The sequence below is a fragment of the Desulfobulbus propionicus DSM 2032 genome (assembly GCF_000186885.1).
Classification (GTDB): domain Bacteria; phylum Desulfobacterota; class Desulfobulbia; order Desulfobulbales; family Desulfobulbaceae; genus Desulfobulbus; species Desulfobulbus propionicus.
Window position 1 is genome coordinate 1,583,330 of sequence record NC_014972.1, and the last position, 25,136, is coordinate 1,608,465.

Below are 25,136 nucleotides of genomic sequence, written 5' to 3' on the forward strand. Positions count from 1 at the left end.
ATCTGGAAAGTGATCGGCAGGTTCCGTCAGAGAACGATCAGATCCGGAATGATCGGGTGGTACCCTGCCGGGCAGCGTGACAGCTGCTCAGTGTATTTGAATGGAAACAGTCCGCGAATGGTTGGGTATTCGCGCCATCTGCCCCGGTTGCTTTTCCGCGCCTTGGAATTGTTTCCGGTTGCCATGTCATTCCGGCCGTTCCGTTTGCCGGCGGAACGTCACCTCAATTGTCCGACCGGAAAAGCGACCTGGGGCACATGCCGTTGGCTCATCTTGAACAATTTTTCCGCCAAGCGGCAACAAGGAGAGGAGGCAACTGGCTGCGCTTGTATCTGCCCCAGGAGATTCAATTTTGACAAACCTGGATCGGCTGCATGGCTTTCCGTCATCTGTTGCAAGTCGTTATGCATTGGCTTCCATATAGGGTCCGAGAATCATGTTCGAGTATCCTTGCCCAGCCGGTATCCGTGGATACAGCATTTCGTCTTTGTCGCAGAGAACTTCCAAAAAACAAGGCCCTTCGGCATGCAAAAATGCCTTCAGTCCCTCTTCAAGGTCGCGTCTGTCATCAATGCGCCTGGAGAAGGCAAAGGACAGGTCCTTGGCCAGAGTTGCAAAGTTGACAGTATTGACCTTCCTGGTCGCCACATAATTGCCCTCATAAACAAATTTCTGATAGTTCCTGACCATGCATTCGCCATGGTTATTCAGCAAAAGCACCTTTATGGGCAAACCGTACCGGCCGATGGTAAACAGCTCGCCCAGATTCATCAGCAGGCTGCCATCGCCGTCGATGGCCAGGATCATGGCGCTGGGATTGGCATAATAGGTGCCAATCGCGTTGGGCAAGGCAAAGCCCATGGTTCCAAACCCACCTGAAGTAATGAAGGATTTTGGAGATTTCGTCGCCAGATATTGGGCGGCAAGCATCTGGTGATTTCCGACCCCGGTGGTTATTTTCATGTTTTCCGTGATGTGGGTCGAGAGGCGTTCCATCACCTCGGCTTGCTGAATCGCCTGGGCATTTCTGTTGAAATTCAGCGGAAATTTCCTTTTTAACTGACGTCCGTATTCCTGCCATTCACCGATATTCAACTCAATGGCGTGTTTTTCTGCATAGTTGAGCAAGTCATCAAGGGCTGTTTCGGCCCGGCCAATGAAAGTGAATTGTGGTTTTCGCGAAAATCGAACCTCCTGAACCTTCTCGGGATTGACATCAAAATAGGCGATATCGGCTTCGAGACCGAGCTCTCCCACCTTCTGGGAAACACGGTCATCCCAGCGGACACCGAAGGCAACAAAAAGATCCGTTTTTTGAATGGCCATGTTGGCGGCAGGAACGCCAAACATGCCCAGCATGCCGAGGGCGAAGTCATCTTTTTCATTGAGGATGCCTTTGCCCATCAGGCTCCAGATCGACGGCACCTTATAGCGGTGGTTGAACGTTCTGATCCGCTCACTTCCCGCCTTTGAATTCAACCCGCCGCCGATGTACAGGAGGGGACGTTTCGCACTCTGCAGAAGCTGAAAAAACTGGCTGCATTGATTTTCCCCTAGATGCCGCTCTTCGTCATATTTATAGCGAAATCGTTCAACAGCGATGGCCTGGTAGACCCCTTCACGATTTTGAATATCAAATGGAAAATCAATGACCACCGGACCCGGCTTGCCCGACTTGGCGAAGAAATAGGCGTCTTTGACGATTTCTTCTATATTGTGCAGTTCATTGATTACAATTACCTTTTTCGCCGCTCCCGAAAAAATTTTTTCAACATTTATATGCTGAAACTCATCGGTACCCATTTTCATTCGGGCGACTTGTCCGGCAAAAACCAACAAGGGTATCGAATCAGCATTCGCGTCAGCCACCGCGGTCAGGGTATTCGTAATGGCCGGACCCGACGTGACCACCGTGATACCAATACCGTCACCGGATCGGGAATATCCTCCGGCAGCAAAGGCGCATGACTGCTCATTCGAGCAAACCACGATCTCTATCCCGCACGCATCCAGCGCATGAATAACGGGCATTATCGTGACACCTGAAAATCCAAAAACTCTTCGCACGCCCAAATCGACGAGGCTTTTGGCCAATATTTCCGCATTATTCATGATGATTCCGTGAATGATTTCCAACCGTTGAGAAAAAAACCATATTGGCTGGCAGTTCCAGTAGGAAATACTCAGAACTTTGCCCGCCAGGAAGACCGACTCTTCCACAACCAGCCCATACTTTTCTTCATTCGCTGGTCGAGGTCAAGGTGTTTCCATTCTACCACAGCATGAACGTTGCAACAGGATGCAGTACGTGCGTTAGGCGCCTCAAGAGTGGTTCTCGAGGGCTTGGTGGTTTCGGTAGCGCGAGTACGCCCTGTTCATGCACTGGCAAGCGCTACAATCGCCCGGCTGTACTCGGTTTGCAGGGAGTGGAGATACTGCGGATCAACAGGACCTTTCCAGGTGGTGAGTTCACGGAACCGCTGAGGGATGGTTATCGATTCTGGACGGAAGCCGCAGGCAAAACGGGTTTGCCAGCGAATCTTTTGAATGTTCCGGCCGCATTCGGGGATGGTGGCGGCCAGTTTTTCATACCCGAGCGATTGCAAGCAATCTGCCAGGAGGGCATCGGTATAGACATTGCGGGCAAACAGACAGGCCACTGTGGAGGTCAGGAAGGCACGTGATGCCTCGTCTCGGACAAGAAAGTCGACGGCGGCGTGGACATCCTGGCGGGCGTGCTGTTGGTCGTACGAATACCCGCCGCTGTCCAGATGGGAATGGCGGAATCCAAGCGCCTGTGCGGCAAAAAATACCTCGCCGGTGGCATAGCCTGCCATTTCCTGGCCGAGCACGCAGGCAAAATCCTGCCCGCCATACACTTCGGTTGCCTTGAGGGTGCCTTGGCCGAGAAGCCGGTAGAAGGCATTGACTCCATTGCCAAAAAAATGGGCTGCCTGCTGATAGCGTGCGACATCACCGAAAGTCAACGGCACCAATGTCTCTTGAGCGGATAATAAACCCTTTTCCGTGGCCTCAGTCGCCCAGGCAAGGGCAACCCCGGCTGACATGGCGTCCATTCCAGCCTTTTCGAATAGGTCAAGGAGCGTGAGTATTCCGGACCTGTCTGCCACGCCCAACATGGTGCCCAGTGAAAAGATTGTTTCATAGTCATAGCCAACCTGCCGGTACAGGTATCTGTGGCTGTCCATGAATTTTTCCCGGACAAACCCAACATGGATACACCCCACAGGGCACCCCGAGCAGGCTGAGTTGCGCAACAGGGCCTCATCGGCGAACCGTTCGCCGGAGATGCGGTTCACTGCTTCGTCGGCCGTTGCCTGCAGGTTGCGCCAGGGCAGGGCTTGTAGGTCGTTGAGTGTCTTGAGATTCGCCGGGGTGCCGAGGTCGTGGTATTTTTTCATCATCCCGCTATCTGTCACTTTGCGGTGCACTTCTCCAAACAGTTTGGAATAGCGGCTATCTTCAGGCAACGGCAAGATGGCATCGCCGTGGAGGATAATGGCCTTGAGGTTTTTCACCCCCATTGCCGCGCCACCGCCCAATCGTCCAAAATGGCGATAGGTGTCAATATTGATGCCCGCAATGGCCGCACCGTGTTCTCCCGCCGGGCCGATGCGGAGGATGGAGCGGTGCCCGGAACCTTTGCTCATGCGCCGCAGGATTTTGCCTGTTTCGTGTACGTCCTGCCCCCAGAGGAAACCGCACTCCCTGACGTGGACATGGGTGCTGCTCACTTCCAGAAAACACGGACCTGGCGATCGGCCAATAAGGACCAAGGCCTCAAGGCCAGTCAGACGAAGCGCCATGGCACTGCGGCCGCCGCCGTGGCTTTCGGTGTATTGATTGTGGTAGGGAGACTTGAAGGCGCAAATCGTCTTGCTCATCAAAGGAAAATAACCAGAGAGCGGGCCGATGGCAAAAATGAGCGGCTGCCCAGGAGAATCCCAGGCTGCATCAGGCTGCCCGTATCGAGAAAAAAGCAGGGCGGCCAGACCGCTGCCGCCGACGGCTTGATCGCGGCCTTCCACTTGAATACGTTGTCCTCTTCCGGTCGTTAGGTCGAAGAGCAAGACATGGAAACAATCCGTGTTCATGAGGCAGACACCGTTGCATTTCTGGACGGATCAGGCCGAACCTCGTTCCTCTCGGCCAGTTCCAGGCAGTCATGCGGGCAGAAGGGGACACAGAGACCACAGTGTACGCAGAGGAAGGGTTCTCCCTCCGGGTCGAGGAAAATGGCATCGACCGGACAGGCGGGCGCGCAGGCTCCGCAGCGATTACACAGTTTTTTCTTGACCACTACCCCGCCATCCTTGCGCGGCACCAAGGCGCCGGTCGGACAGACGTTGGCGCAAGGAGGGGACGTACAGGCCAGACAATGAACGGCTGTGAATCCGGTGGTTAGGCCTCCGGAAGAATGGATGCGAATCCCCGCAGTATCCCAGGACAGGCGATGGTGCAACAAGCGGGCACAGGCGAGGGAACAAGAGTGACAGCCAATACATCGATCCATCCGTGGAGTGAGCAAAATTTTCATAGCATTCCTTGCCTGTTAATGATCTCCATGCCTTGGTTTCGATCAGGATTCCTTGCGAAAGGCCTCGCCGGCAACCTGGCAAAATACGGCATGTTGATTGGCGATACCTGCCTTGTCCAGCTGCGCCTTCATGCCAAGGAGGCGTTGATTCAGCAAGGGTTCTGGTCGGCGGACAGCTGTTCATCGCAGGAGGACATCCCAATGTCTGCCGCGGACGTAGACATCACCGGCGACATCGTCGGCTATCCCTCAGATGAAATTGACGATGGTGGCCCGGGTGATGTGGTTCTTGATTCGGCATCCTCTGGTCTTGCCGGTGCGTTTGCCTCATTTGCCTGGTCGGGGCGGCAACTTCCTGTTATACAGGCTTCCTTGTTTGTTTCAAGCCGGTTGCGCGTAGAGCGCGGCAACATGTTTTTTTCAATGATACACAGGCATCGGACCCTTCGATTGTGTCTAATTGCCCCAGTAAACCAACGCAATGAAAAAAAAGAACATTTTGAAGTTCCCCACACAAAACGACAGCTTTCCCTTTTTCAAGGAGATCCTTGAAAATGGCTACCACGTTTTCAGCATGGAAAACGCCAAAGTGCCGGATTATTACCCCAGCAAATTTCCCGATTATCCTGGAGTCGATGTTCAGCATCTCCATATTGGCGATGTGATCACCATTCGAGTCTTTTTCCGTATCGGTTCCAGCCAGCATGTCCGCGCCGATGGCGGCTACCTGGATTTGGAGGTGGAGCACATCGAGGGTGAAACGGTGTTTGGAGTCATTCTGACCCGATTGCCCAAGGAGTTGCCGTTGCAGGCTGGAGATTCCTTGGAAATCTATCCTGACGAAATATTATATAAATCCCAAATGACGGAGCATTGACATGGAACTCAACCACAATCAAGCGGCACTCATCCTCTCCGCCTCCGAGGATGGTGAAATTACCATGGATGTTGAGTCCCCGGATATGAACGGACTCGCCAGTGCGTTGTGCCACGCGCTGGCCAAAAAATTGATGCAGGATGAGCGATTTCAGGCGGAACTGATGGAGGTGCTAGGGAGATGAATTGGGGGGCAAAGAGAGTTTTTCATGAGCAATACCCCCATGGTGTGATGAAATGCAAAATGTATGCACCCCAAGTCCAGGTATCAAACCGGAAGCGCCTTTTCGGTTCAAGGTATTTGGAGTGTCCAAGATGCGCACGGATAAGGTGGACTCCTTTTGCCAAGGTAAAAACGATTGTAAGGGAAAATAAGCGCTTTTTCTCAATTTCTATTGATAAAAGAGCTTCTGTCCATTATAAAAAGAAAAATAAATAATAATTGGGGTCCAGAAACATTTCGCGTTTCTGGAGGTTTTCTTGTTAGCCGGGCCGCTAACCGAAGCGTAAATGCTTCTGTTAGCGGCCTTTTTTTTATCTTTATGCGGGAAAAAACATAATTAATAGCTCCCTAACTGAAGCGAATCATTTTTTTGATTGTAAAAAAGAATGATTCATTGATCAACCATGAAGATAGATAAGATCAGTATGTCTACGAGCGCTAAACGATCAAATCTTGGGAGAAAACCCAAGTTCCAAGAACCAAGTTCTTCTATAACAATCACCCTTCCTGATCGCATTTTACAACAGCTGAACATGGTTGATGCTGATCGGGCCAAAGGAATCGTTAAGTGTGTTGAAAATACACTGTCGAATGAAATTGATAAAAAATTAAAAATATTAAAAATTTCAGAACAAGAAGGTGTGCTGACTATAGGTCCATGTAATATTCTTAAACAAATTCCTCATATAAAATTGATAGAGATATCTCCATTGCATTACATTGTTTCAAAACCAGTTGGAACAACATTCGAAATGATCGAAATAGCAATTATTGACTTGCTTGAAAAAATTGGCGACGATCAAGCCGAAGAAAAAGAGATTTTGGTGAATATTAGAAAATATCTCAAAAAGCATCGAGAAAAAAATGCCTTGCAGACAAGAGAAATTATTCTTTTCAATGTTCAGGAAGAGGCTTAAGAAAAAAATAAAGGAAATTTTTAACCTTGCATCACTGAGAGTGTCAGGCTCTGTCGTTTTTTCATGATCGTCTTTCCGCTACAATTGCTAACCGATAGCGTGGAAAGCATTATAACCACCGACTAAGAACGTTTTTGATTCGCGAAGAAAAACGTTCAACTTCTTCGTTTGTAAGTGATTCTGCCTTATACAGTGACAGCATTTTAAACCGACAGCGCCGCGCACATGCGCCCAACAAAGCAATTCTGAGAATCCGTTTGACCGGTTGCCACAACATCAGGCGATCCACCCACCAGGGCGAACCAAGTGTAGTGATGGCAAGCATTCTTTGAAGATTGCGGAGCCTCGGTTGTATCGGTCCGAGATCGGACGCATGATCATAGGCAACTCCGGGCGCCCATACACGATCAAACCAGCCTTTTAAAATTGCAGGAAATCCGAACCACCATGTGGGAAATACAAGAATGATGGCCTCGGCACTGAGCAACTGTGAGATTTCTTCTTTGACGGAATCAGCGTGGAACGAGGGGCTGTAGTAACTTCGGCGTTCGCTTTCCGTAAGCGAAGGCGAGAACTTGTCTAGATATAAATCTGTACTAATTACATCATGCCCGCTATCGACCAAGGTTTGTATGGCCGCACGCGCCAGGCAGTGACACAGACTGTCAGGTAGAGGATGTGCGATGACGACAAGACATTTCATAACAGGGCGGCCGATCGGTTCCGGTGCCTGCGCAGGAAAATTATGTTTCCGCACAACAGGTCGGATTTTTTATGAATACCCCCTGGCCTCCTGTTCTCGAGGCTATCGCGCTGGGAACCAGGGGCACCGGGAGTTATAAGCCGGTGTCATCTTTTTAGGGTAAAGATTATAAAGAACGCCGGAATACAAACAGGAAATTTTGGCCTCGCAAAGAGTTCAATATCCCGTCCTCAGAATTTGCAACCTCAAGGCCAACAATCAATACTCCGTTAGTGTGCCCCAAGTGTGACCTGGATTTTTATTCCCAGGTCACTTTTACTTTCTATCTATCTGAAATTTTGTGGAGCCGATAACCGGACTTGAACCGGTGACCTACTGATTACGAATCAGCCGCTCTACCAAACTGAGCTATATCGGCCTTGGAAGGTGTGGGACGCGCATGGGATGCTTTGAGGTTTTATCATGTAGCAATTTTATGGTACAGTGTCAAGGTTATGAAACGCTCTTTGCTGCTGTTCATCATTCTCCTTGTTCTGACTAGCTGCCGTCCGGACGAAAGCCCTCCGCAACAACAGGCTGGGGGGACTGCAGTTGTTCAACCGGCGGCAGAAGTACCGGTCAAAAAGGGGTGCGGCGGCTGCCACGGCACGGTGCTCCTCGATCCGGCCCACCAGCAACTGGCCTGCGTATCCTGTCATGGTGGCGAGGATGATGAATCGCGGATCGACAAAGCCCATGCCGGACTAGTCGCCAGGCCCAGTCATCCAAGCCATGCCGCTGCAACCTGCGGTTCATGCCATCCCCGGCAGGTGGCGGATGCCGCTCAGGCCACGCACTATACGTTGGCAAACAAGATCAACCAGATTCGCCATCATTTCGGTGCCAGGGATACGCTGCGCGCGCCGGGGGAAATTCCAGTCACCACCCCGCCCGCCACCCCGATCGCCTTGGTCGACGACCTGCTCCGTCGGCGGTGCCTGCGTTGCCATGTCTATACCTCCGGGGACGATTATCCGGCCGTCACCCACGGCACCGGGTGCGCCGCCTGCCATCTCGCCTTCGACAACGGCAAGATGAAAAGCCACGCCTTTGCCACTCCCACCGACAAACAGTGCCTGAGTTGTCATTACGGCAACTATGTGGGTAGCGATTATTACGGTCGGTATGAGCACGACTACAATTGGGAATACCGCACCCCTTATTTTTCTACGACCGAACACAACACCGCTCCCCGGCCCTATGGTGTCGAAAGCCACGATCTGTCCCCTGATCTGCATCGGCAGCGCGGTCTGGTCTGTATCGACTGCCACCCGAGGAATGGCCACCACATCAAGAAAACGATCGACTGCCGCAGCTGTCATGGCTGGCAGCCTGGCCAGCCGTTGCCGCCAACGGGCAATGTGCAGGTTGAGGACGCTGTGCTGGTGCTGAACGGCCGAGGCGACGGGCGCAAGCATCGAGTGCCGGCGTTACGCCATTCGGCTCATCGTCAATACGGCCAGCAGGTGGCCTGTCAGGTCTGCCATGGCCAATGGGGATTCAATGATGCCCCGATTCATCTGCTGCTTTCCTACCACGAAGAGTACGAGCCCTGGGAACGGCTGACCGTGCAGGCCAGTTCCGAGGTCGAATCTCTGCTCAACCACAATCTGTATTATTCGGATGAGGAACCGTTGGTCATGCGGGACGGGCTGAACGGTGAGGTGCGCCCAGGCGTCTGGTATCAGGGATACGGCCAGCGCCGTTGGGAACAAATACTCGTCGCCCGGGACAGTGATGGCGTGATCAAGGTGTTTCGTCCCTTGCTCGATCTTCGACTGTCCATGGTCCAGGCCGACGGCCGGGCATCCTTCGACAACCTTGGCGGCCAATCGTCTGGACTCCTGCCGTACACGCCACATACCACCGGTCATGCGGGCCTGTTTTACCTCGACCGATTCCGGCATCTTCTGCCGCACGAAAGCAAATAATACCGAATGGTCGCTGTGAAATACCGGGCGCGTGCCGCTGTGACGATTCTTCTTGCGTTGCTGTTGGGTATCAGTTTTGGTTGCGCCTCCAAGGTGCCGAAAACCCGTGAAGGGGTCACCCAATCAGGCAAAAAAAGAGCGAAAAGCAAGGCAACGCAACGGCCCTATGTGATCAACGGCATCACCTATTACCCCATTCCTTCGGCGGTGGGCTATGTGGAGCGTGGCCTGGCCTCGTGGTATGGTGAACCATTTCACGGCCGCAAAACTTCCAATGGCGAAACCTACAACATGTACGGCGACACCGCGGCCCACAAGACCCTGCCCATGGACACCATGCTGCTGGTAAAGAATCTGGAGAACGGCAGGTCCACGGTGGTGCGCATCAATGATCGCGGCCCCTTTGTCCAGGAACGGATCATCGATTTGACCTACACCAAGGCCAAAGCCCTGGGCGTGGTCGGCAAGGGAACGGCGAAGGTGGAGATTGTCGCTCTTGGTGCGCAGGAACCGGAAGAAGCGCCGGCGGTGGCGGTCGCTCCGCCAGCCGCGGGCAAGCCGGCACAGTTGGCCAAGCCGAAAGCCAAACCGAAGAAGGCGCCGCCCATTCCGGATTTCGACAAGGGGAATTTTTATGTGCAGGTGGGGGCTTTCGTCAAGATCGAAAACGCCAGGACCCTGGCCAAGGCCTTTGCCAAGCGGGGGCGCGACGTCATCATTCAGCAGTATCCAGCTGCCGGCATGAACCTCTACCGGGTGATGATCTTTGCCAGCAACTCGCTGGCCAAGGCCAAACAGTACGAGCAGCAGATGAAGAACGAAGGGTTCCGTTACGCCTTACTGCTCGCCCGATAAGCGATACGTTTCGGCGCCACGGACGGAGCGGATAAATTGCTGGATCAGTTGATGATTTTTTTTCCCCGGCGCATCTTCCAACCCTGAGTTGGCATCGACGCCATAGGGACGAACCTGCGCCAGCGCCGGGACGATATTGGTGATATCCAACCCGCCGGCGAGGAGAAAGGGTTTGCCCGGTTGGAGGCGGTCGATCACCGTCCAATCAAAGGAAAGACCGGTTCCTCCAGTTGTATTTTTTTGATAGGTATCAAGTAGATATCCTTGAACACAGCCCTCGTAGGGGGCCATGTCCTCGGCCTTGCTGTGCTCGCCAACCCGGAAGGCCTTGAGCAACCGACAGCAGGACAACAGCGTGGACAATTCCCGACAGTAGGCCGGGGATTCACTGCCGTGCAGCTGGATATAGGCCAATCCGCAACGTGTGGCGATCTCCGCCACCCTCCGCATGTCCTCGTTCACAAACACGCCAACCGCATCGACGAAAGGGGGCAGCCGGTCAATGATGGTTCGTGCCGCCTGCGGCTCGATACAGCGCGGACTCTTGGCAAAGAAGATGAAGCCAAGCGCGTCGACTCCAGCCTCGGCGGCACAGAGCGCGTCCGGCAGGCGAGTCATGCCGCAGATTTTGATTCGGGTTCGCCAGGGACGGTTCATGCGGCGAGAAATTCCCGTAAAAGCTGATCTTGCTTGCCGGCCCGCATCAGGCTCTCGCCGATCAGGGCCGCCTTGACGCCGGCCTCCTTCAACCGCTGCATATCCGCAACCGTGGTGATGCCTGATTCGCTGACCACCGGCGTGCCCTGGGGAATGTTTCGCAACAGGCGAAAGGTGGTTTCCAGGCTGACAGTGAAGTCGTTGAGATTGCGGTTGTTGATACCGATCAACCGGCTCTCGGCAGCCAAGGCCATGTCCAGTTCGTACTCGTCATGCACCTCGATCAGCGCATCCATGCCCAGGGATTCAGCCAGGAGCCGGTAATCCCGCAACTGGGCGGGATCGAGGATGGCGGCAATGAGCAGGATGGCATCGGCGCCGACCGCGTGGGCCTCCTCGATTTGCAACGGGTCGATAAGAAAGTCCTTGCGCAGCACCGGCAGGCTGACCGCCGAACGCACCAAGGGAATGTAGTCGAGCGAGCCCTGAAAAAAATCGACATCCGTGAGAACGGACAGGCAATGGGCGCCGCCCGTCTGGTAGGCGCGGGCGATCCGCACCGGATCGAAATCGGGCTGGATGACACCTTTGGAGGGGGAAGCCTTTTTGGCTTCGGCAATGATCGCCACCCCTGGCGCGTCGACCAAGGCACGGATGAAACCGCGCGGTGGTTCCACCGATTGATTTCTTTGCGGCAGGCCACGCCGCTTCAATGCGGCCACTTCTTCCTGTTTTCGAGCGACAATGGTATCGAGAATCATGGTAGCGGTCAGGTTCTGCTGAAACGGATTAGTTGCTCAAGTTTATCGAGTGCCGCGCCCGAGCGAACAACCTCACGGGCCAGGACTATCCCTTGGCTGATGGTGTCGGCCTTGCCGGCGGCCATCAGCGCCGTACCGGCATTGAGCAACACCATGTCCAACTTGGCCCCGGGTTCGCCGCCGAGCACTGCCCGCACCTGGACCGCCGATTCCGCTGCCGTCCGCCCGCCCTTGATGGCGGAAAAGTCAGCGGTTTTCAGCCCCACGCTTTCGGGTGTCAAGGTGGAGGTGGCTACCTGGCCCTGGAAACCGTCGGCGATGTGGGTGGCGCCGGTGACGGTCATCTCGTCGAGGTTGCCTTCACCCCAGACGATGATTGCCCGCCGCATGCCCAGGCGGACCAGGACTTCCGCCAGGGTAACGGTCAGCTCCGGGGCAAACACGCCGGTCAGTTGTACATTGGCCCCGGCAGGATTGGTCATCGGGCCGAGAATGTTGAACAAGGTGCGGATGCCGATCTCTCGGCGCGGGCCGATGGCATACTTCATCGCCCCATGGAGCATTGGCGCAAAGAGAAATCCAATCCCCACCTCGCGCACGCAGGCGGCCACTTTTGTCGGCGGCATGCTCAGGTCGACGCCCAAGGCCTCGATCACATCGGCGGCGCCGCAGTGCGAGGAAACGGCCCGATTACCGTGCTTGGCCACCGGCACTCCGGCCGCGGCCACCACAAAACAGGTGGTGGTCGAGACATTGAAGCTGCCCGAACCGTCGCCGCCGGTGCCGACAATGTCCATCAGCACTTCGCCGGCCGCAGTATCGATGCCGGTATCGATGAATGTCGCCTTTTCCCGCATGACCTTGACCGCGCCGACAATCTCGTCGATGGTCTCGCCTTTCATCCGCAGGGCGGTAATGAAGGCGCCGATCTGGGCGGTCGTGGCCTCACCGCTCATGATTTCCTGCATTACCCCGATCATTTCCTGTTCGCTCAGGTGTTCAAGGGCGACTACCTTGGCAATGGCTTCTCGAATCATGGTTCAACCTTTTCTGATTGCATGGAATCACTGGCGCCTGCGCAGCAGTTGCGCATATTCCGGGCGGAGAAAGTTGTGCAGCAGGATATTGCCCGGCCCGGTCATGATCGATTCCGGATGGAACTGCACCCCCTCGATCGGCAGGGTTTTGTGCCGCAGGCCCATCAGCTCACCCTGGTCGGTATAGGCGGTAGCCTCCAGACAGTCGGGCAAGGGTTCTTCCACCACCAACGAGTGGTAACGCATGCCGTCAAAGGGGAGGGGCAGGCCGGTGAACACGCCGCGATTGTCGTGGTGGACGGGGCTGGTTTTGCCGTGCATCAGCCGGGTGGCGCGGATGACCTTGCCGCCGAAGGCCTCGCCGATCGATTGATGGCCGAGACAGACGCCGAGCACCGGGATGCGGCCGCTGAAATGACGGATGGCGGCCATGGAGATGCCTGCCTCCGTGGGCGTGCAGGGGCCAGGAGAAATGAGCAGTCGGTCCGGTTGCAGGGCTTCGATTTCGGCCAGGGTGATGGCGTCGTTGCGGAACACGCGGATATCCGGAGCCTGCCAGCCAGCTGGCGCCGAAGGCGGGGCGGTGGCGAGGGTTTGCACGATGTTGTAGGTAAAGGAATCGTAGTTATCGATGATGACGATCACAGCTCACATCCCCTTTTCAGCCAATTCCAGGGCTCGACGCAACCCCATGGATTTGTTGATGGTTTCCTCGTATTCTTTGTGCGGATCAGAGTCGGCGACGATGCCGGCCCCGGCCTGAACCCAGAGATCCTGCCCCTTGATGATGAAGGTGCGGATGGTGATGCAGAAATCCATATTGCCGGAGAAGCCGAAGTAGCCAACCGCTCCCGCATAGGGGCCGCGCCGGCTGACCTCCAGCTCGTCGATGATCTCCATGGCCCGGATCTTGGGGGCACCGCTCACCGTGCCGGCCGGAAAGCAGGCTTCGAGCACGTCAAATTGATCGAGTCCGGCAGCCAACCGGCCATGCACCCCGGAAACGATATGCATCACATGGCTGTAGCGTTCGATCACCAGCAGATCGCGCACCACCACAGATCCGTGTTCCGCCACTCGGCCAACATCGTTGCGCCCCAGATCGACCAGCATCAGATGTTCGGCCCGCTCCTTGGGGTCGGCGAGCAGTTCCCTCTCCAGAGCCAGGTCCTCTTCGTGGGTTGCGCCGCGCTTGCGCGTGCCGGCTATGGGCCGCAGTTCGATATCGCCTTCTTCCAGGCGCACCAGGATCTCCGGCGAGGAACCGATCAGGACCATGTCACCCTGGCGGAGGTAGAAAAGATAGGGGCTGGGGTTGATATGACGCAGCGCGCGATACAGGGCAAAGGGCTTGAGCGCGGTTTGGGTGTGAAACCGTTGCGACAGAACCACCTGGATGATGTCGCCAGCCAGGATGTATTCCTTGGCCCGTTCCACCATGGCGCTAAAACTCCCCTCGTCCATATTCGAGGTGAAGGTGTGCGGAGCCATGGCCTGCTCCTGGTTGACGAATCGACGGGAGATGGGTTCGTTCAGGCGACTGATGATTTCCTCGATCCGGTGGCAGGCCTGAGAATAGAGGTGGTCGACGCTCTCGGTCCCCCTCTTCCAGACGTTGCACACAACAGTCAGGTTCTGCTGCACCGCATCGTGGATCAGGACGATTCCGGGCACCATGAAGGAACTGTCGGGAAGGTTCAGGGGCGGATGCCGGTCCGGAATTTTTTCCATGAACCGCACCATGTCGTAGCCGAGAAAGCCGACCGCGCCACCGTAGAATTTGGGCAGTCCCGGGGCATTGCTCACTGAAAACGAATTCAGCAGCGCCCGTAGTTCCGCCAGCGGGTTGACGCCGCACCGTTCCTCACCGCTGCCGGTCAGGCCAGGGAATTCGATCCGCACCACGTCGCGGATGCTGGTGAACGTGACTAGCGGATCAAGCCCGATGAAGGAGTACCGGCCCCACTTCTCGCCGCCTTCCATGGATTCGAACAGAAAGGCGTGCGGATCGTCGCCGGCGACCTTGGCAAAAAGGGTGAGCGGGGTGTCGAGATCGGCGATGATAGTGCGATGCACCGGAACGAGATCGGCGGCGCCGATCATTTCAACAAAGGCTTGCTGATCGGGAAAATACATGGGTGATGCCTGCGAGACATGGATGATGCGGGGATAAGTCGGCTATTTTTTGTCATAACCGGACTGGAAACCGGTTGATCGGGCGGGCCGCCGCTCGTTCTGACTGCAGCTCGGCGCTCCCGGTACGTGAAGCGGAGCCCTGCCTGTGGACAACAAAAAAGGCCATGGGGGGCATGTTGCACCCATGGCCTAAACCTCACCGATTCGGAGAGAAGAACGACTCCACCTTAGGCAAGGGGTTGCATCTTGTTGACTCGCTTGGTCAGACGGGAAACCTTGCGGGACGCGTTCTTCTTGTGGATGGAACCCTTGGTGGATGTTTTGTAAATCACTGGAATGGCTGCTTGCAGAGCGGCTTTGGCCTGTTCCTCGGAACCGGCGGCAATGGCTTCTTCAACCTGACGAACAGCGGTTTTCATGGCCGACTTGTTCATTCGATTACGTAAACGACGCATTTTAGCCTGACGATCTCTCTTCTCTGCTGACTTGTGATTTGCCATGAGGACTCCTAACTCCTTATAAAAAGCATCAATGATGAAAGATTAAAAATTTAAAGGAAGTTTTATACAGAAAAAGCGCTGTGCTGTCAAGCAGAGTCGCGATATACCGTCAGAGATTTTCACTGGGGCGCGGCCTCGCTCTCCAAGGCAACCCCAATGGCACCGCTAAGATCGGCCCCATCGATCTTTGCCTCGCCCAGATCAGCCCCGGAAAGGTTGGCGCCGGTAAAATCCGCGCGATACAGATCGGCCTCGCTCAAGTCCGCCTCCTGGAGTTGCGCACCGTGGAGGACGGCACCCTTAAGATTGGTTTCGCTCAAATCCGCTTCCCGTAGATCGCTATTGGAAAGATTCGCCCGTTCCAGATCAAATCCCGCCAAATCCCTGCCGGACAGATCCACGCCGGACAGATCGCATCCAACGCAGCGTTCTTGTTCGAACATTTGATCGATGAGCGTCTGTTTGCCAGCGTTGATTTCGTCGGTTGACGGCGCGGTCTCCGATGCGGGCTCGGAGATTCCGGCGGCGTCTGGTGGGTCGGCGGAAGGCTGCGCAGACGTTTCGGTCGGAAGAGCGGCATCCGCGACCGGTTCGATGTCCGCGGCCTGGAGCATGCTTTCGCTCGGTTGTTGCCTCCGCACCGGTTGGTTATCTGGAGGAGAAACCGGGGCAGCAGGCGTCTCCGGTCGCACTTGGTCTGCATGGAGAAGCCGATTGACAATTCGGCCTTTCATTTTGGTGGCCTTGAAGATGGCGCCTTCAAGAGAGGCACCGGTCAGGTTGGCTCCTTCAAGGTCGGCGTAAGCTAAATCAGCGCCATGCAGATTGGCGTTTCGCAGATTGGCTTTTTTCAGGTTGGCGCCGGAGAGGTCGGCAAGGGACAACTGCGCGCCGGTGAGATTTGCGCCTTCAAGGTTGGCGTTTTCCAGCTTGCTTTGCCGCAGATCAGCGCCGGAAAGGTCGCAGGATGGACAGGTCTTTGACTTCAGCAGTCGTTGCATGTTCTTGTGCACGACTGACCGAGTGGAAGACGCCGCCCAGCACTCGGGCGCCAACAGGCCAATGACGGTGGCCAAAACCAGGAAAGAGACACTGAATCGCATGGCATCCTCAAAAATAGGGGGGAGCGCTTCGAGCGGCACGCGCATGGGGGCGCGCACTGGCGGGTCACAGAAATCCGTCAGCGATCCTGCTCTTGCAGCTCAATCGCGAGCCAGCACCAGGGCTTGACCCTTATGGTTGAAGAGATGCCGCTCTGCGACCGGTTTTCTTTTGCGGTTGATTGTTTTGATCGTGTTCCAGCTTGTGTTCCTTGTCAAGTTCTTCCAGGTCCTTTTCTATTTTTTCTTGCCTCTTCTTGTTCTTCTCGATTTCCTCAGGCGTCAGTTGCGTGCGCTCGGGAGGGGATTTGGAAACATCAAGTCGAGGTGCGGCAAGACAGGCGGTGTTCAGCGCCGTCAAGACCAAAATTGTCGAAAGAGCGAGTGGGAGAATAACAGCCTTCTTCTGCATGCTTCCTCCTGATAACCGTTTGCAAAGAGAACGGTCCCGAATGCCTTGTCAGATGCTGCTGGATGTTGGGTAAGAGACTGAAGGACAGATTTGCCGCCGGAATGCAAACTGCGCGTCTAGTTCCTTCTTGCTAAAAAAACGATAAAAAAAAGGGTAGCTGGATTACTCCAACTACCCCTGTATACTGGCGGGGCCGACGAGGCTCGAACTCGCGACCTCCGGCGTGACAGGCCGGCATTCTAACCAACTGAACTACGACCCCAGTATATGTGGTGGGCGAAACAGGGATCGAACCTGTGACCCTCGGCTTGTAAGGCCGATGCTCTCCCAGCTGAGCTATTCGCCCCAAAGCGTGACGGTCTATTTAGCCGATGAAGCCTTGGCCGTCAAGCAAAAAACATCACTTTCGTTGTTGAGCAAATCATAGCGGTGTGATGGATGTTCGGCATGGAAAACGCCTTTCGCCGCGCGTCGCGGAGGCGAGCAGGGTTCAACGGCTCCCGCGGAGCGGTCGAACAGGCAACGGCACCGGATGTCGTTCCATATTCGATGTTTACAATACCTGTTCGTCTCGGTATTATGGCGCCGTTCTTTGAGTCCGGGCAGCATGGATGCGCCCCGGTCAGCGTCGCGACACGCCTCCGGCATCCGTTCAAACAATCCGCTCGCTCTGGCGGCACTTTTTCATCGGCATCCGCAGTGCAAACCGAGAACCCAACGAGACCGTGCCCTCCGTTTGAATGCTCCGCCGACACAGGGGACGAGAGGTGCTATCGTCAACATTTTCTTCGTCAGGACGCGCTGGCCCTGCTCGTTCTCATTGGGTTGGTGATGGTCTTCAGCCTCCTGTGTCTTCGAGCTGATTATCTGTTTCTTCGTGGTGATGCCGCCTTTGTCCTGGTGCTGTCGGTTCGTCTGGGGGTAATTGGATTTTCCGCCTGGACAATGGCGGTCATCCTGCGGACCAAGGAACCCCGACAACTGGACCGCTGGTCGTTTGCGTGGGGGGGGACCTGCGCCCTGGCCCATCATCTGATCGTGTTTTTCCTGCCGGCCGTGTATACCGGGTATGTCGTGGTGGACCTGCTGATGATCGTTGCCTGGTACTCGGTGCAACCCTGCCTTTCCGTTCGGGGCGTGGCTCCAGCCGTCCTGTACACCCTGGGCAGCCTCTATCTTTTTTTCAGCGTCAAGGCTGCCATGGGATTCGTGGCTTCCCTGTCGACGGTAACCGCGTATGCCGGCGCCAATACCATAGGCTGGATTGTTTCCGCCAACTGGCACCGCTACCGGAAGTCGTCCTTTCTGGCCCGGCAAACCCTGGAGCAGCTTTATCGCGCCTCGGAGGAACGCCGTCGCGCAGCCGAGTCGGCCGAGCAGGCATGGGTACGGATCATCGACACGTCCGAGAATCTGCTCTTTGTCATTGATCGAACCTTCCGGATTCTCAGGGTCAACCTGGCCTTTGCCCGGCGGCTTGGCATCAGCAAGGAGGAGGTGGTCGGCCGGCGCTGTTACGAGCTCTTGTGCCGGCACCGCGAACCGCTGCCGTCCTGTCCACTGCATGCCATCATCCTGGACCATCAGCCGCGCACGGTGGAAACGATCCTGCCGCCATGGAATTTCGATTGCCGGATGATGGCGGCACCTCTGCTTGACGCCTCCGGCCAGCACGAGGCCACGGTGTTCATAATTCAGGATATCAGCGAGCACAAACGTTCGGAGCGGGAGTTGCGCGCCGCACGGGAGCAGTATCAATCCCTGGTGCAGAACAGTCACGGCATCATCTACACGATCAGCCCGCACGGCGTGGTCACCTATGTATCGCCCGGCTATACCAAACTGCTCGGCCATGAGCCGGATCACATTGTCGGCAAGCATTTCCGGGAGATCGTCCATCCCGACGATGTCGCTCTGTGCGAGGATTTTTATCGCGAGGTATGGGAACACGGCGAGATTCGCCGGGGCCTCGAATACCGGATACCGCATCGTGACGGCTCCATCCGTTGGCACCTCTCCAACTTCATCCCCCTGACCAATGAAGAGGGAGAGATTGAATCCTTTGTCGGCAACGCCATGGATATCACGGAACAGAAACAGCATCAGGCCGAGCTGCAGGCTGCCCGAGAAGCGGCGGAGGCCGCCAGTCGGGCCAAGTCCGATTTTCTTGCCCTGATCAGCCACGAGATCCGTACGCCGCTGAACGCCATTGTCGGCTTCAGCGCCCTGGCGAGGCGGACCGCCGATGGCGTGCAGCTGCGTGAATATGTCGACATCCTCGATCAGTCTTCCCGACTGCTGATGGATTTGGTCAACGATGTCCTGGATATGTCGAAGGTCGAGGCCGGCCAGTTGCAGCTTGAGTCCATCCCGTTCAATCTGCCCGAAGCTGTGGACCTGCTCCAATGGCAGTTTGCCCCGGTGGCTGCCCGGAAACAACTCGATTTCCAGGTGATCAGGGAGGAGACGTTACCTCCCTGGATTCAGGGCGATCCCATCCGGTTCCGGCAGATTGCCTCCAACCTGCTCAGCAATGCCATGAAATTCACCGAAAGCGGCTGCGTGCTTCTGCGGGTCACGGCCCAGGATCAGGCTCCGGGCGTCGAAGGACGGTGCCTGGTGCGGCTGGAGGTGCGGGACACGGGCATTGGCATTGAAGCGCGGCAAATCGCCTCGCTGTTTCAACCATTTCAACAGCTCGATCCCGGTATATCCAGAAAATACGGGGGAACCGGTTTGGGCTTGGCGATTGTTCACCGGTTGGTTGAATTGATGCAGGGGCGGGTGGAGGTGGCCAGCACCCCTGGGACAGGCAGCAGCTTTACCGTGGAGCTGCCGTTTGTGCTCAGCTCGCCGCCCCAGTACGAACGGATGGCCGCCCCCCCGATTGTCCCTCTCACCATCCTGGTGATCGAGGATAATGTTTTCAACCGGCGACTGCTCCATGACACGCTTTCCTCCTGGGGGCATAAGGTCTGCGAGGCGGCAAGCGCCTTGCAGGCCATGGAGTTGCTCGACACGGGGCGATACGACTGCATTGTCCTCGATGTGCGCATGCCGGAAATCGATGGGGTGGAGTTGGCCGTGCGCCTGCGGCAGCTGGAGCGTTTGTGTCGTCTTGCGCCAACCCCGATCATCGCCTACACGGCGGATACCGAGGGAGAAACCCGCAAACGGTGTTTGGCCGCGGGGATGCAGGCTGTTTTGTTCAAACCCCTGGACCCGCAGCTGTTGGCCCTGGCCATTGGCGAACACTGCGGGCCATTGGCGTCAACCGCGCAGCCCCCAGCCTCGGCGCCGGCATCGACCTATGGACTGCGCGAGCGTATCGTGGCTGACATGGGGCACGATACACAGCGGATGGCCGCTTATTTTCAGTTGTTGTGGGATGACATCGGCAATGAACTGAACCGCCTGGATCAGGCCGTCCTGCTTGAAGACCGCAAGCTTTTTCAAGAGGCCGCGCATAGTTTGAAGGGTCTGTGCGGCTATTTACAGGACAGAGGTCCCGAGGAAGCGGCCGTGGCGCTGCATGACGGCGCATGGACCTTGCCGCTGCAGGAGATGCACGGTTTGGTGAAACAGCTGCGCGCGCTGTGCGTCCGCCCCGTCTTGCCCGCTTGAGCGAAGGAAAACAAATCATGGCCGGAGAAACGATCCTGATCGTCGATGACAAATCGAGCTTTCGTTTTTTGGTGCAGGGCTACCTGAAAGATGCGGGGTATGCAACCGTCTGCGCTGGTGGCGCTGTCGAGGCCCTGGAGCTGCTGGACCGGATGGCCATTGATCTGATGCTTTCGGATCTAATCATGCCGGACATGGATGGTGTTGCCCTGCTTGCCGAGGTCCAGCGACGTTTTCCCCATCTGCCCTTTGTGGTGATCACCGCCCACGGCAGCGTCGAGTCGGCCGTGACCGCGATGAAGCAGGGCGCGGATGACTATCTGCTCAAACCGCTGCACCGCGAGGAGCTGCTGCTGACCATCGGCCGCAGCTTGGAGGGAGCCCATTTGCGGCAGCGTTGCGATCAGATGGAGGGGCTGCTCAACGAGCGCTTCAGTTTCGAGCATATCAAAACGGTCTCCCCGGTCATGGCCTCGGTTTTGAAGGCTGCCCGTCAGGTGGCTGCTTTCGCCGGCACCACGGTTGCCCTCTACGGCGAAAGCGGCGTCGGCAAGGAGGTGCTGGCCCGGGCCATTCACAGTGCCTCGGGGTGTTCGCCCGCGGCCTTCGTGCCGGTCAACTGCGCCGCCATCCCGGAAACCTTGTTGGAGAGCGAGCTTTTTGGCCATGTCAAAGGCGCCTTTACCGGCGCGGACAGCAGCCGGGAGGGCAAATGCCGCCGGGCCAGGGGCGGCACCCTGTTTCTCGACGAGATCGGCGACATGCCGTTGCCCCTTCAGGCCAAGCTGCTGCGGATGCTGGAAGAAAAGGTGTATGAATGCCTCGGTTCCGATGAAACGCAGCCAGCCGATTTCCGGGTCATCGTCGCCACCCATCGCAACCTGAAACAGTTGTCCCAGGAGGGACAATTCCGTACCGATCTGTTCTACCGGCTCAATGTTTTTCCCCTGACCATTCCGCCGCTGCGGGATCGCCGGGAAGATATTCCTCATCTGGCCGAACATTTCCTCGAAATTTTCCGCCGGCATCAGGGAAAGGCGCTGCCCGGCCTTTCTCGGGCGGCGATGGATGTTATCATGGCCCACGATTGGCCGGGCAACGTGCGCGAGTTGCGTAACCGCTTGGAATATGCGGCCATCATGACCAGCGGCGAATTGATCCAGCCGGAACATCTGCGACTCCACGGGCCTGCCGGCACCAACTGCGGCGCGCCATCCTCCCTCCTCACCCTCCATTTTGAATTCACTCCCGAAACTTTTTCCCTGAACGAAGTGGTCAATCGGCTCAAGGCGTGGGCCCTGGCCCAGACCGGCAACAACAAATCAGCCGCCGCCCGTTTGCTCAAGACAACCCGCAAGCTTTTTTATTGATTGATGTTTGGATTGTCCCGAATGGGACATTTTGTCTTGGGATGGACAATTTGTCTTGCTTGGCTTGGATATATCTCTTTGAAATAAGATAATATTTTTTTAGGCACGCATCCTGCTTCAAGCTCTCAATCCGGGGCATTTTGTCCCTTGGATGTCTTCGCGGGAACAATTCCATCCATCGGTACACAGGGGAGGGGGGTATGTCGCAGCGAGCCGTTGAACATTGTATTGGCCGCCTGATCACCGACGATCAATTCCGCCGTATGGCCGGCGTGTCGCTTTCGCGGGCCTGTCTTCAAGCCGGTATCGACCTGACGCCCGCGGAAATCAACCTGCTCTCCCTGCTGGACCTCGGCTCCCTCGCCCAGGTCAGTCTCTGTCTCGACCCTGGCCTCCATCGGACCGCACGTCGTGTCGGCCAATAACGATTCCCGTGTCGGCGGTGAAGAACCGGAGAACGACGGCCGTGCCGAGCGCGGAGCCGCCGCCTGGTGGGAACGCGGCCTCTTGTCGCTCTTCCCTCCGAGGATGCCCATCCGATGGCATTTTGTCGGCCTCTTTTCCCTGACCACCGCCTGTATCCTGATTTTGTCCGGCCTGCTGATCTATTCGGTCGTCTATGAGAACATGCGGCGCAACATGATGGAGAAGCTCGCCGGGTCCACCGTTGCGATCAAGGACGTGGTCGAACAGGCGGCGCAACTCGCCGTTCGCAGCCATTTGCAGGCGATCGCCCACATGAACATCGACATGCTTGACGGCTTGGAACGGCAGGTGCATGAGGGCCGATTGAGCCGGGATGCGGCCATGCAGCTGGCCAAGGAGCGCTTGCTGACGCAGCATGTCGGCGAGCGGGGGTATGTGGCGGCCATGACAGGCGCAGGCTCGATGGTGGCCCATTCCCAAGCCCCGAACATTTCCACCGGTCCATCGCTTTCGCCCCATCTCCGGCAACAGGTGACCCTGAAAAACGGCTACCTGGAGCAGGAATGGCAAGCCGCCGATGAGGCGGCGGCCAGCGCCAAGGGGGTCTATCTGGCCTACTTTCAACCGTGGGACTGGATCATTGCCGTTGTCGGTGTGAAGCACGAGTTCACCGTGCTCCTCGATGATCTTCGTCACGGGTTGCGTTCCCAGCATTTCGGCAACACCGGGTACGCCTTCATCGTCAACAGCCAGGGGGACATCATTCTTCACCCTTGGCTGATCGGCAATGTGCACCGTTTGTCCAACCAGGTTGCTCGAGAGGTGTTCACGCGGATCCTCTCGATGAAAAATGGGCAATTCAGCTACCTGTGGGACGAGGAAAACGGGATGGATAAGAAGAAAAAAATCATCTTTTTCAACCATATTCCCGCAATTGACTGGATCGTGGCCTCGACCGTGTACGAGGAGGAGATGTTTGAACCCTTGACCCGGCTGGGGTGGATCATCCTGATCATTGTCTGTGGCGCCATGGGCATGGTGGTGCCGTTGTGCCTGTACCTCGGCAGCCTGATGACCCGGCCGCTTGCCCGCCTGGCCGAACAGATGCACCGCGCCGCCGAAGGCGAGATCAGCATCCGCGCCGAAGAGGACGCCTTGGGGGAGATCGGCCTGGTGGGGCATCATTTCAACCGTTATCTCGAACGGTTGCGGCAGTCGAACGAGAAAATTTTGACCGAGATTCGGGAGCGCATTCAGGCGGAACAGCAGTTGATGCTCTATCACAAGGCCTTTGAACACGCCCTGGAAGGGATTGGCATAACCGATCAGGAGGGAACACTGGTCGCCGTCAATCAGGCCTTTTGCGACATCACCGGCTACAGCCAGCCGGAACTCCTTGGGCGCAACATGCGGCTGCTGAAGTCCCACCGTCAGGACCAGTCGTTTTACCGGCAGATGTGGACCAGCCTGCGGACCACGGGCCGGTGGACCGGAGAGATCTGGAACAGGCGCAAAAACGGGGAAATCTATCCGGAAATCCTGAGCATCAGCACCATCTACGACGAGCGTCGGGCGGTCGCCCACCATGTGGCCGTGTTCCACGACATCACCGAGATGAAGCGGCAGGAAGAGCAAATCATCCATCAGGCCTACCACGACATGCTCACCGGCCTGCCCAACCGCCTCCTGGCCAACGACCGGATCGAGGTGTCCATCGCCCATGCCAGGCGTAGCGGCAGTAAGTTGGCGGTGCTGTTCCTCGATCTGGACAACTTCAAGAACACCAATGACAGCCTGGGCCACGAGTGGGGCGATAAACTCCTGCTGGGCGTAGCCAACCGCTTGGTGTCCCAGGTACGGGAGGAGGATACCGTGGCCCGCCTCGGCGGCGATGAATTTCTTATCCTGGTGGCCGCCCTTGCCTCGGAAGAAGTGGTGATCGATTTGGCCAAACGGCTGCTGCGCAGTCTGGCCGCGCCGTTCAACATCGACGATACCGAGCTGTTCGTCACCGTCAGCATCGGCGTGGCCTTTTTCCCCGAGGACGGGAGCAGCGCCGGCATCCTGACCAAACATGCCGATATTGCCATGTACGAGGCCAAGGCGAGGGGGAAAAACAGGTATTGCCTGTTCACCTCCGACCTGAGCGAGCGGATCGTTTTCCTCCGCCAACTGGAGAACAACCTCCGTCAGGCCGTGGGCAACCGCGAGTTCACCGTGTTCTTCCAACCCAAGATCGACCCGGTCAACGGGACGATGACCGGGGCCGAGGCCCTGGTACGCTGGCGGAAGGAGGACGGCACCATCGTCAATCCAGCCGATTTCATCCCGCTGGCCGAGGAAACCGGCCTGATCATTCCCCTGGGGGAACAGGTGCTGGAGCAGGCCTGTCACATGCTCACTATCCTGGAGCGTTTGGGCCGGCCGGAACTGTCCATCGCGGTCAATCTGTCGCCGCTGCAGTTTGTGCAAAACAATCTGGTCGAGCGAATCCTGGCCATGCTGGACCGGCATGGAATCGCCCATGACCGGCTCGAACTGGAGATCACCGAAACCGCGATGATGACCAATCTGGCCAAAACCGTCGATACCCTCAATCAACTGGCAGGTGCCGGCATCGCCATTGCCGTGGACGATTTCGGCACCGGCTATTCCTCGCTTTCCTATCTCAAGCGGTTTCCCATTCGCACCCTGAAAATCGATCGCTCCTTTATCCGTGATCTGACCCGCGACCCCAGCGACGACCAACTGGTGGAAACCATCATTCTCATGGCGCACAATCTGGGGATCCACGTGGTTGCCGAGGGGGTCGAATCCGCCGAGCAGCTCGAATGGCTCAAGCAGCGACGCTGCGAACAGATTCAAGGCTATGTGTGCAGCCGGCCCTTGCCCCACGAAGCGTTCCTCGCCTTTATCGAACGGTCCGTCCCTGTGCCGGGAAACCGGGGAAACACGATCCTGGAACGATCCGACTGAATGGTTGTCCCGCGGCGCAGCGCGTCATCCCATCT

23 protein-coding genes and 3 tRNA genes are annotated in these 25,136 nt (G+C 56.7%); 10 read left to right on the forward strand and 16 right to left on the reverse strand.

The genetic code is table 11. The features are described from left to right. Positions 1-26: 26 nt before the first annotated feature. The 4 genes from DESPR_RS18455 to DESPR_RS17830 form a co-directional block, all read right to left on the reverse strand. Positions 27-185, reverse strand: a complete 159-nt coding sequence (locus DESPR_RS18455) for a hypothetical protein (protein ID WP_169701555.1) — start codon at positions 183-185, stop codon at positions 27-29. Between the two features lie 217 nt (positions 186-402). Continuing rightward, the gene (locus DESPR_RS06935) at positions 403-2,220 is read right to left on the reverse strand and encodes a thiamine pyrophosphate-binding protein (protein WP_015724098.1); all 1,818 of its coding nucleotides are present in this window, start codon (positions 2,218-2,220) and stop codon (positions 403-405) included. Positions 2,221-2,375: 155 nt separating this feature from the next. Further along, positions 2,376-4,115 carry an aldehyde ferredoxin oxidoreductase N-terminal domain-containing protein gene (locus DESPR_RS06940; protein ID WP_015724099.1) on the reverse strand — a complete coding sequence of 580 codons (1,740 nt, stop codon included), beginning with the start codon at positions 4,113-4,115 and terminating at the stop codon, positions 2,376-2,378. Further along, positions 4,112-4,558 (reverse strand): 4Fe-4S dicluster domain-containing protein, encoded by a 447-nt coding sequence (locus DESPR_RS17830; RefSeq protein ID WP_015724100.1) that lies wholly within the window; start codon positions 4,556-4,558, stop codon positions 4,112-4,114. The genes DESPR_RS06940 and DESPR_RS17830 overlap by 4 nt, the downstream gene beginning before the upstream one ends. Between DESPR_RS17830 and DESPR_RS18460 the strand changes: the two genes are divergently transcribed. The 4 genes from DESPR_RS18460 to DESPR_RS06960 all read left to right on the forward strand — a co-directional run bounded on the left by DESPR_RS18460 (position 4,475) and on the right by DESPR_RS06960 (position 6,574). Next, a complete protein-coding gene (locus DESPR_RS18460; RefSeq protein WP_218918317.1) occupies positions 4,475-5,110 on the forward strand; it encodes a hypothetical protein in 636 nt (211 codons plus the stop codon). The genes DESPR_RS17830 and DESPR_RS18460 overlap by 84 nt on opposite strands. Before the next feature lie 22 nt (positions 5,111-5,132). Further along, positions 5,133-5,435: a hypothetical protein gene (locus DESPR_RS06950; protein ID WP_169701556.1), complete on the forward strand. Its 303-nt coding sequence runs from the start codon at positions 5,133-5,135 to the stop codon at positions 5,433-5,435. Position 5,436: 1 nt separating this feature from the next. Further along, positions 5,437-5,619 (forward strand): hypothetical protein, encoded by a 183-nt coding sequence (locus tag DESPR_RS06955; protein ID WP_015724102.1) that lies wholly within the window; start codon positions 5,437-5,439, stop codon positions 5,617-5,619. A 442-nt stretch (positions 5,620-6,061) separates the two neighbouring features. Continuing rightward, a complete protein-coding gene (locus DESPR_RS06960; protein WP_015724103.1) occupies positions 6,062-6,574 on the forward strand; it encodes a hypothetical protein in 513 nt (170 codons plus the stop codon). 109 nt (positions 6,575-6,683) lie between these two features. Here DESPR_RS06960 and DESPR_RS17835 read toward each other — a convergent pair whose 3' ends face one another. Beyond that, the gene (locus tag DESPR_RS17835) at positions 6,684-7,277 is read right to left on the reverse strand and encodes an NAD(P)H-dependent oxidoreductase (protein ID WP_015724104.1); all 594 of its coding nucleotides are present in this window, start codon (positions 7,275-7,277) and stop codon (positions 6,684-6,686) included. 341 nt (positions 7,278-7,618) lie between these two features. Next, positions 7,619-7,695 (reverse strand) — tRNA-Thr (locus DESPR_RS06965). Positions 7,696-7,771: 76 nt separating this feature from the next. Between DESPR_RS06965 and DESPR_RS06970 the strand changes: the two genes are divergently transcribed. Both DESPR_RS06970 and DESPR_RS06975 read left to right on the forward strand, forming a co-directional pair. Next, positions 7,772-9,247, forward strand: coding sequence for a hypothetical protein (locus DESPR_RS06970; RefSeq protein WP_015724105.1), 1,476 nt, complete (start codon positions 7,772-7,774; stop codon positions 9,245-9,247). Positions 9,248-9,253: 6 nt separating this feature from the next. Beyond that, positions 9,254-10,102 carry a septal ring lytic transglycosylase RlpA family protein gene (locus tag DESPR_RS06975; protein ID WP_015724106.1) on the forward strand — a complete coding sequence of 283 codons (849 nt, stop codon included), beginning with the start codon at positions 9,254-9,256 and terminating at the stop codon, positions 10,100-10,102. Here the strand turns inward: DESPR_RS06975 and DESPR_RS06980 are convergent. The 10 genes from DESPR_RS06980 to DESPR_RS07025 form a co-directional block, all read right to left on the reverse strand. Continuing rightward, positions 10,085-10,759, reverse strand: coding sequence for a phosphoribosylanthranilate isomerase (locus DESPR_RS06980; RefSeq protein ID WP_015724107.1), 675 nt, complete (start codon positions 10,757-10,759; stop codon positions 10,085-10,087). The two genes, DESPR_RS06975 and DESPR_RS06980, sit on opposite strands and share 18 nt — an antisense overlap. Continuing rightward, the gene (trpC, locus tag DESPR_RS06985) at positions 10,756-11,520 is read right to left on the reverse strand and encodes an indole-3-glycerol phosphate synthase TrpC (RefSeq protein WP_015724108.1); all 765 of its coding nucleotides are present in this window, start codon (positions 11,518-11,520) and stop codon (positions 10,756-10,758) included. Before trpC ends, DESPR_RS06980 begins: the two co-directional genes overlap by 4 nt. An 8-nt stretch (positions 11,521-11,528) precedes the next feature. Next, positions 11,529-12,557 (reverse strand): anthranilate phosphoribosyltransferase, encoded by a 1,029-nt coding sequence (gene trpD / locus DESPR_RS06990; protein ID WP_015724109.1) that lies wholly within the window; start codon positions 12,555-12,557, stop codon positions 11,529-11,531. A gap of 27 nt (positions 12,558-12,584) precedes the next feature. Beyond that, complete coding sequence (locus DESPR_RS06995; protein WP_015724110.1) at positions 12,585-13,202, reverse strand: anthranilate synthase component II; 618 nt, start codon at positions 13,200-13,202, stop codon at positions 12,585-12,587. 3 nt (positions 13,203-13,205) lie between these two features. Further along, positions 13,206-14,693, reverse strand: a complete 1,488-nt coding sequence (gene trpE, locus DESPR_RS07000) for an anthranilate synthase component I (protein ID WP_015724111.1) — start codon at positions 14,691-14,693, stop codon at positions 13,206-13,208. Positions 14,694-14,920: 227 nt separating this feature from the next. Continuing rightward, entirely contained in the window at positions 14,921-15,193 is a 273-nt protein-coding gene (gene rpsT, locus DESPR_RS07005; protein ID WP_015724112.1) for a 30S ribosomal protein S20, read from the reverse strand. A gap of 119 nt (positions 15,194-15,312) precedes the next feature. Continuing rightward, positions 15,313-16,296 (reverse strand): pentapeptide repeat-containing protein, encoded by a 984-nt coding sequence (locus tag DESPR_RS07010; protein WP_169701557.1) that lies wholly within the window; start codon positions 16,294-16,296, stop codon positions 15,313-15,315. A gap of 130 nt (positions 16,297-16,426) precedes the next feature. Continuing rightward, positions 16,427-16,705, reverse strand: coding sequence for a hypothetical protein (locus DESPR_RS07015; RefSeq protein WP_015724114.1), 279 nt, complete (start codon positions 16,703-16,705; stop codon positions 16,427-16,429). Between the two features lie 185 nt (positions 16,706-16,890). After that, positions 16,891-16,967, reverse strand: a tRNA-Asp gene (locus DESPR_RS07020). An 8-nt stretch (positions 16,968-16,975) separates the two neighbouring features. Continuing rightward, positions 16,976-17,051, reverse strand: a tRNA-Val gene (locus tag DESPR_RS07025). Between the two features lie 485 nt (positions 17,052-17,536). Between DESPR_RS07025 and DESPR_RS07030 the strand changes: the two genes are divergently transcribed. The 4 genes from DESPR_RS07030 (at position 17,537) to DESPR_RS07045 (ending at position 25,101) form a co-directional block, all read left to right on the forward strand. Further along, positions 17,537-20,329: a PAS domain-containing hybrid sensor histidine kinase/response regulator gene (locus tag DESPR_RS07030; protein WP_015724115.1), complete on the forward strand. Its 2,793-nt coding sequence runs from the start codon at positions 17,537-17,539 to the stop codon at positions 20,327-20,329. A gap of 17 nt (positions 20,330-20,346) precedes the next feature. Beyond that, positions 20,347-21,699 carry a sigma-54-dependent transcriptional regulator gene (locus DESPR_RS07035; RefSeq protein ID WP_015724116.1) on the forward strand — a complete coding sequence of 451 codons (1,353 nt, stop codon included), beginning with the start codon at positions 20,347-20,349 and terminating at the stop codon, positions 21,697-21,699. Positions 21,700-21,899: 200 nt separating this feature from the next. Beyond that, positions 21,900-22,124, forward strand: coding sequence for an Os1348 family NHLP clan protein (locus DESPR_RS07040; protein ID WP_015724117.1), 225 nt, complete (start codon positions 21,900-21,902; stop codon positions 22,122-22,124). Beyond that, complete coding sequence (locus tag DESPR_RS07045) at positions 22,111-25,101, forward strand: bifunctional diguanylate cyclase/phosphodiesterase (RefSeq protein WP_015724118.1); 2,991 nt, start codon at positions 22,111-22,113, stop codon at positions 25,099-25,101. The genes DESPR_RS07040 and DESPR_RS07045 overlap by 14 nt, the downstream gene beginning before the upstream one ends. Positions 25,102-25,136: the final 35 nt, after the last annotated feature.